Origin of the sequence: Sulfitobacter sp. HI0027, from assembly GCF_001634775.1 — a bacterium.
In the GTDB taxonomy this organism is placed as follows: domain Bacteria; phylum Pseudomonadota; class Alphaproteobacteria; order Rhodobacterales; family Rhodobacteraceae; genus Sulfitobacter.
The window spans coordinates 1-7,169 of sequence record NZ_LWER01000451.1 but is presented as its reverse complement, the minus strand read 5'-3'; the positions used below and the strand labels follow the sequence as shown (position 1 = coordinate 7,169).

General features: G+C 62.9%; 6 protein-coding genes and 1 pseudogene. 6 read left to right on the top strand and 1 reads right to left on the bottom strand.

Annotated elements, in window-relative coordinates:
- Positions 1–2,414 (top strand): DNA polymerase III subunit alpha (dnaE, locus tag A3722_RS21780; RefSeq protein WP_067916458.1); only part of this gene is annotated, 2,414 nt, incomplete at its 5' end.
- 95 nt (positions 2,415–2,509) lie between these two features.
- Positions 2,510–3,076, top strand: a complete 567-nt coding sequence (locus A3722_RS21775) for a hypothetical protein (protein ID WP_067624587.1) — start codon at positions 2,510–2,512, stop codon at positions 3,074–3,076.
- Positions 3,077–3,088: 12 nt separating this feature from the next.
- Here the strand turns inward: A3722_RS21775 and A3722_RS21770 are convergent, their stop codons facing one another.
- Positions 3,089–3,283: a SlyX family protein gene (locus A3722_RS21770; protein WP_040700622.1), complete on the bottom strand. Its 195-nt coding sequence runs from the start codon at positions 3,281–3,283 to the stop codon at positions 3,089–3,091.
- Positions 3,284–3,448: 165 nt separating this feature from the next.
- On the opposite strand from A3722_RS21770, the gene hisS reads away from it, so the two are divergent.
- From hisS to A3722_RS21750, 4 genes and pseudogenes are all read left to right on the top strand, one after another.
- Entirely contained in the window at positions 3,449–4,945 is a 1,497-nt protein-coding gene (hisS, locus tag A3722_RS21765; RefSeq protein ID WP_067624592.1) for a histidine--tRNA ligase, read from the top strand.
- A complete protein-coding gene (locus tag A3722_RS21760; RefSeq protein WP_067624595.1) occupies positions 4,945–6,027 on the top strand; it encodes an ATP phosphoribosyltransferase regulatory subunit in 1,083 nt (360 codons plus the stop codon). Before hisS ends, A3722_RS21760 begins: the two co-directional genes overlap by 1 nt.
- Positions 6,024–6,713: an ATP phosphoribosyltransferase gene (gene hisG / locus A3722_RS21755; protein ID WP_067624598.1), complete on the top strand. Its 690-nt coding sequence runs from the start codon at positions 6,024–6,026 to the stop codon at positions 6,711–6,713. Before A3722_RS21760 ends, hisG begins: the two co-directional genes overlap by 4 nt.
- 230 nt (positions 6,714–6,943) lie before the next feature.
- Positions 6,944–7,169 (top strand): annotated as a pseudogene (locus tag A3722_RS21750) (IS110 family transposase); the annotation flags it as partial.

The window sequence follows — 7,169 nt, the reverse complement described above, 5'->3', positions numbered from 1 at the left end:
CGCTGACCATCACCGACCTCGACCCCCTGCGCTATTCGCTCCTGTTCGAGCGTTTCCTCAACCCCGAGCGGGTCTCGATGCCCGACTTCGACATCGACTTTTGCATGGACCGCCGCGAAGAGGTGATCCGCTACGTGCAAGAGAAATATGGCCGCGACAAGGTGGGGCAGATCATCACCTTCGGTGCGCTTTTGTCCAAGGCGGCGGTGCGCGATATTGGTCGCGTGTTGCAGATGCCCTACGGGCAGGTCGACCGTCTGTCGAAGATGATCCCGGTGGAGGGGGTAAAACCCGTCTCCATCGAAAAGGCGCTGGCGGATGAGCCGCGCCTGCGCGAGGAGGCTAAGAACGAGGAGGTCGTGGACCGCTTGCTGACCTATGGCCAGCAGGTCGAGGGTCTGCTCAGGAACGCCTCGACCCACGCGGCGGGTGTGGTCATCGGCGACCGGCCGCTGGACCATCTGGTGCCGCTCTACCAAGACCCGCGCTCGGATATGCCGGCGACGCAGTTCAACATGAAATGGGTCGAACAGGCCGGGCTGGTGAAATTCGACTTTCTGGGTCTGAAGACCCTCACCGTCATCCAAAACGCGCTTGATCAGATCAAAGCGGGCGGGCGGCATCTGCACCTCGCCGCGGATGGTCGCCAAATTTATGAGCCGCCAGAGGGGCACGTGGATGACGTGGCCACGATCCCGCTCGACGATAAAGCGACTTACAAGCTTTACTCCAGCGCCAAGACGGTTGCGGTCTTTCAGGTGGAATCCAGCGGCATGATGGATGCGCTCAAGCGCATGAAGCCGACCTGTATCGAGGACATCGTGGCCCTCGTGGCGCTTTACCGCCCCGGCCCAATGGAGAACATTCCGGTCTATTGCGAGGTCAAGAATGGCCAGCGCGAACTGGAATCCGTGCACCCGTCGATCGACTACATCCTTGAAGAGACCCAAGGCATCATCGTTTACCAAGAACAGGTGATGCAGATCGCGCAGGTCATGGCGGGCTACTCGCTTGGCGGCGCGGACCTGTTGCGCCGTGCGATGGGTAAAAAGATCGCCGAGGAAATGGCCAAGGAACGCCCCAAGTTCGAAAAGGGCGCGATGGCCAATGGCGTCGACAAGAAAAAGGCGGCAGAGGTCTTCGACCTTCTGGAAAAATTCGCTAACTACGGTTTCAACAAATCCCACGCGGCGGCCTATGCTGTGGTCAGCTACCAGACCGCTTGGCTGAAAGCGAACCACCCGGTCGAGTTCATGGCCGGGGTGATGAATTGCGATATCCACCTGACTGACAAGCTGGCGGTTTACTTCGAGGAAGTGCGCAAGCGGCTGGAACTGCCTTGGGTGCCGCCCTGCGTGAACCGCTCGGATGCGACCTTCAAAGTGGTCGATGGCGCGCTGGTCTATGCGCTCGGTGCGTTGAAGAACGTCGGGCTTGAGGCGATGCGGCTGGTGACCGAGGGGCGCAAGGTCGACGGTGTCGATAAGCCCTTTGCCACGCTCTTTGACCTCGCCCGCCGGGTGGACCTCAAGCGCGTGGGCAAGCGACCGCTGGAGATGCTGGTGCGCTCGGGCGCCTTCGATCAGCTCGACAGCAACCGGCGGCGGGTGTTCCAATCGCTCGACGGGCTGGTCAGCTACTCCGCGGCGATCCATGAGCAGAAAGCCAGCAGTCAGGTGTCGCTCTTTGGTGAGGCAGGCGATGATCTGCCCGAACCGCGGATGCTGCCCTGCGATGACTGGCAATCGGCGGAGCGGCTGGCCGAGGAATTCAAGGCCGTGGGCTTTTATCTTTCGGGCCATCCGCTTGACGACTACATGCCGCCGCTGAAACGCAAATGGGCGCGCGAGGCGGGCTTGCCCTTCCTCACGCTGGACGAATTGAACGAAAAGGTCAGCACCCGCGGCGCGATGAACGCGCGGCTGGCGGGCGTGGTCGCCGGACGGCAAGAGCGCAAGTCGGCGCGGGGCAACCGCTTTGCCTTTGCACAGCTGTCGGACCCCACGGGTGGCTACGAGGTGACGATCTTCTCCGATGTGCTGGAGGCGTCGCGCGATCATCTGGAGGTCGGGTCCAAGGTCGTCGTTACCGTCGAGGCCACGATGGAAAGCGACCAGTTAAAGCTCTTGGCACGCGGCATCGGCCCGATCGACGCGGCGGTGGCGGATGCGGGCAGCATGGGGCTGCGCGTTTTCATCGACGGGCCGGGGGCGATTCAATCGGTGGCCGATGTACTCGACGGGGCGCGCCAAGCGGTCAAGGCGGCGGGGAAGGGGCCGGTGCAGTTCTGCCTGATGGACCCAAGCCTGCCCGGCGAGGTCGAGGTTGATCTGGGGCGCGAGTTCCCGGTGACACCGCAGATCAAGGGCGCGATCCGCTCGCTCGACGGGGTGATGGAGGTCGAGGAAATCTGACCTCGCCCCTCGCGCAGATCCGCCCTTTTTCCGCCCGTCAGTGGACGGCAAGCGGTGGCTGCGCTAACTGCCTGATAAGCAACGGGGAGCAAAGCATGAAACGACGCATCGGCCTTTTGATCATGGCAGCGCTTCCCTCGGCCTGCGGCATGGCGCCCTCCGCGCCGGCGCCTCAGGTTGACGAGATCGGCTTTGGCACCGCCCTGCCTTTTGGGGAGGTCGCCCGCGTCTGTGATGTGCGAGAGCAAGATTTGGGCAAGATGGTCGAAGAACCTGCGGCGCGGGGCTATCGGCTGTTCGATTCTCAACCCGGCAGCGCGGGGGCGCGCAGTTTCTATATCACCGGTTTTGCGGATGATTGCGCGCGCCAGTTGACGGCGGCCAATGTCTTGTTCGGCACGCCCTCGGTCTATGAGCAGTTGCACTATGGCCCGGGTGGGGAAAACCTGCCCATCGCCGAGACCGACGCGGCCTATGAGGCGATCAAGGCCAGTGTCTGCGGCGCGGGCAAAGGCAAACCCTGTGGCAAGCGGATTGGCACGCTCGATAAAACGGCGTTTTTCGTCAATGCTTATGAGCGGTTGGGCGAAACCGCGCGTTGGTCTGAGGTGTTGGTGCATGACGGGGCGGTGGCCGCCGTGGCAATGAAATCAGCGGATTGAGCGGGTTGCGGCTCAATAATGCGGTGGCCGTTCGTCGCCCATGACGACCGCGCCACCGCCTGAGGCATCCCGCTCCCCCTCGCGCTGCATCAACATATGCACGCGGCGGTTCAGGGTCACGATCTCATCCTCCTGACGGGTGACGATCTCTGACATATCATCGACCGCGCGGGTCAGGTGGGCGATCTGCTCTTCGAGTTGGTTAATTCGTTCTGCGGTTTGATCTGGGGTTTGTTCTGGCATGGGGGCGTCCTTTTTGCGCGATTTAGCATGGGCGGGCGGCACAAGACAGGGGCAACACGCAGCGTTGCTTGCTCTTGCGGGGGGCTTGGGCTAGACGCGAGGCCAATTGATGCACCGAGGATCCTTGCCATGGCAAAGCCCAAGAAAACCCCCCGTCCCAAGGCGCAAACCCCCAAGGGGTTCCGCGATTATTTCGGGACCGAGGTGACCCATCGGGCCGAGATGCTCAGCAAGATCGCCGCAGTTTACCACCGCTATGGGTTCGACGCGCTGGAAAGCTCGGGCGTGGAGACGGTCGAGGCGCTTGGCAAATTTCTCCCCGATGTGGACCGCCCGAACGAGGGCGTTTTCGCGTGGCAGGAAGATTCAGAAGGCGACAAACCCGGCGATTGGCTGGCGCTGCGCTATGATCTGACAGCGCCCTTGGCGCGGGTCTATGCCCAGCACCGCAACGATCTGCCGATGCCCTATCGCCGCTATGCGATGGGGCCGGTTTGGCGCAATGAAAAGCCAGGGCCGGGGCGGTTTCGCCAGTTTTATCAGTGCGATGCGGATACCGTAGGCGCGCCATCGGTCGCGGCAGATGCCGAGATTTGCGCGATGCTGGCCGATTGTCTGGAAGAGGTCGGGATCGCGCGCGGCGACTATGTAGTGCGCGTGAACAACCGCAAGGTGCTGAACGGCGTGCTGGAGGTTGCGGGCCTTGCCGGTGACGACAAGGACACCGAACGCGGCATCGTGCTGCGCGCCATCGACAAGTTGGACCGGCTGGGGCCAGAGGGCGTGCGCGCCTTGCTCGGTGAGGGGCGCAAGGACGACAGCGGCGATTTCACCAAGGGTGCCGGATTGGAAGACGCGCAGGCCGATGTGGTCATGGGTTTCATGCAGGCCAAACGCGACAGCGGGGCCGAGACTGTGGCGCGGCTGCGCGAGTTGGTCGCGGGCTCCGATGTCGGTGTGCAGGGTGTGGATGAGCTTGAGCTGATCTCTGACCTTCTGGCCGCGGGTGGCTATGGTCCTGACCGGGTTGAGATTGATCCGTCGGTCGTGCGCGGCCTTGGCTACTACACAGGGCCGGTGTTCGAGGCCGAGCTTACCTTTGAGATCAAAGACGAAAAAGGCCGCGCGCGCAACTTCGGCTCGGTCGCGGGCGGTGGGCGCTATGACGGGCTTGTGAAGCGTTTCACGGGGCAGGAAGTGCCTGCGACGGGAGTCTCTATTGGCGTTGACCGGCTGCTGGCCGCTTTAGCTATGCGGGCCGAACGAAGAATGGTACCTGAAGGCCCCATCGTCGTCACCGTGATGGACCGCGACCGCATGGCCGATTATCAGGCGATGGTCGCGGAGTTGCGGCAGGCGGGCATCCGGGCAGAGGTATATCTGGGCAACCCCAAGAACTTCAGCAACCAGATGAAATACGCCGACAAGCGGCAGAGCCCGGTCGTCGTCATCGAAGGCGGTGACGAGAAAGACCGCGGCGTGGTGCAGATCAAGGACATGGTGCTGGGCGCGCAACTGGCGCAAGAGGCGAGCCATGATGAGTGGAAAGAGCGCCCCAACCAATATGAAGTGCCCCGCGCCGATCTGATCAAGGCGGTCCGCGATATTCTGGATCGGACAAGCTGATGCCGACACGTTCCGAAACGCTGGCGCGGGCGGCGTCGCTACGCGCGATTTTCGACGCGCAGGGCGCTGTGCTCGTCGAGCCGCCGATCCTGCAACCGGCCGACACGCTGCTGGACCTCTACGGCGAGGATATCCGCGCGCGCGCCTATGTGACATCGGACGCGCTGCGTGGCGAGCAGATGCTGCGCCCCGATTTCACCGTGCCCGTGGTGCAGATGCATATGGCCCATGGGGCCGAGCCCGCGCGCTATACCTATTCGGGAGAGGTCTTTCGGCGGCAGGAGCATGATCCGAACCGCGCCAATGAGTACATTCAGGTGGGTTTCGAGGTTTTCGACCGCGCCGACCCGGCGGCGGCAGATGCCGAGGTTTTCGCCCTGATCGCCGAGGCGATGCAGGGGTTGCCGGTGCGCCCGGTGACGGGGGATATCGGTGTGCTGATGGCGGCGGTGCAGGGGCTTGATACCTCGCCCGCGCGCAAACAGGCATTGATGCGTCACATCTGGCGCCCGCGCCGCTTTCGCGCGTTGCTGGACCGCTATGCGGGGCGCAGCCCTGTGCCTGCCGGACGCAAAGCGCTGTTGGCCAAGGCAGAGGCTGAGATTTCGGCACCCATGGTCGGACTGCGCTCACAGGCAGAGATCGAAGCCCGCGTGGCAGCGCTGCGCGAAGACGCCAAGACCGCGCCGATTTCCGCGCAGCAAGTCGATCTTTTCGAGGCGCTGTTGGAGGTCAAAGAAACCCTGCCGAACGCGCTGAGCCGGCTGCGCGATCTGGCTGTCGATATGCCCGCCATCGGCGATGCCGTGGCCCGCGTTGCGGCCCGCGCCGATGCGATGCGCGCCCGTGGGATCGACACCGATGCGCTGCTCTTCGAGGCCAGCCATGGGCGGTCTTCGATGGAATATTACGACGGTTTCGTTTTTGCCTTCCGCGCGGCCTCGCGGCCCGATCTGCCCAGCATCGCCAGCGGCGGGCGCTATGACGCGCTGACCCGGCGGTTGGGGCAGGGCGATGAAATCCCGGCGGTGGGCGGTGTGATGCGCCCCGGCCTGATGCTAGAACTGGAGGCCGGGCAATGACGCTGAAACTTGGTGTGCCGTCCAAGGGGCGGCTGATGGAAAAGACCTTTGAATGGTTCGGCGCGCGCGGCGTGAGCTTGCAGCGCACCGGGTCCGACCGCGAATATGCGGGCAAGGTCGAGGGCATCGAAGATGTCTCTCTGGTGCTGCTCTCAGCCGGAGAAATCCCGCGCGAACTGTCGGCGGGGCGGATCCACCTTGGCGTGACCGGCACCGATCTGGTGCAAGAGAAGCTGGCGCTTTGGGATCAACTGGTCGAGCCGCTTGAGGAACTGAACTTTGGCCATGCCGACCTGATCATCGCGGTGCCGCAGGCTTGGGTCGATGTCGATACGCTGGATGATCTGGATGCCGCCGCGGCGGCCTTCCGTGCGGAACATGGCTTCCGCCTGCGCATCGCCACGAAATACCACCGGTTGGTGCGGGAATTCCTGCGCACCCACGGTGTGGCCGATTACGCGCTGGTCGACAGCCAAGGCGCGACCGAGGGCACGGTGCTGAATGAAACCGCCGAGGCGATTGCCGATATCACCTCCAGCGGAGAGACGCTGCGCGCCAATCACCTCAAGATCCTCAGCGACGGTTTGATCCTGCAATCGCAGGCCACACTCTGGCGGTCGCGCATGGCACCCCTAGAGGATCACAGCCGCAAAGCGCTGAAAACCCTCATCGCGCAACTGACCTGACGTAGCGTCATAGCCAGGGGTTTTTCCCTTCTCTTCCATATGATTGCACCTCTCGAGCCTCTCTGGCTCGGGCGCCTGTCGCCCTGCGACCTATCAAGAGACTTGCGGGATAGCGCGCTTCGGATAGGGTGAAAGGGTCAACAGATGGAGTGGTTGCCGCCCTCCCCAGACGGCATCGCAATGTGCCAAGGTCGTGGTGTTGAAAGCCACACAAAGAGGAGGACGGCGAGATGAAGGATATGATGATCGGGGTCGATCTGGCAAAGAATGTTTTTCAAGTTCATGGGGCGCTGCACACGGGGGAGATTCAGTTTCGCAAGAAGCTGACGCGAACGCAGTTTCCCGTGTTCATGGCTAAGCAGGAGCCAAGCTTGGTTATCCTCGAGGCATGTGGCAGCGCACATTATTGGGCGCGCGAGATGGAAGCGCTTGGACATGAGGTAAAACTCATCGCGC

Bases quoted from the DNA above. Each gene is read 5' to 3' on its own strand.
- A3722_RS21760 (WP_067624595.1), top strand. From the start codon at position 4,945: ATGCCGACACGTTCCGAAACGCTGGCGCGGGCGGCGTCGCTACGCGCG.
- hisG (WP_067624598.1), top strand. From the start codon at position 6,024: ATGACGCTGAAACTTGGTGTGCCGTCCAAGGGGCGGCTGATGGAAAAG.
- hisS (WP_067624592.1), top strand. From the start codon at position 3,449: ATGGCAAAGCCCAAGAAAACCCCCCGTCCCAAGGCGCAAACCCCCAAG.
- A3722_RS21775 (WP_067624587.1), top strand. From the start codon at position 2,510: ATGAAACGACGCATCGGCCTTTTGATCATGGCAGCGCTTCCCTCGGCC.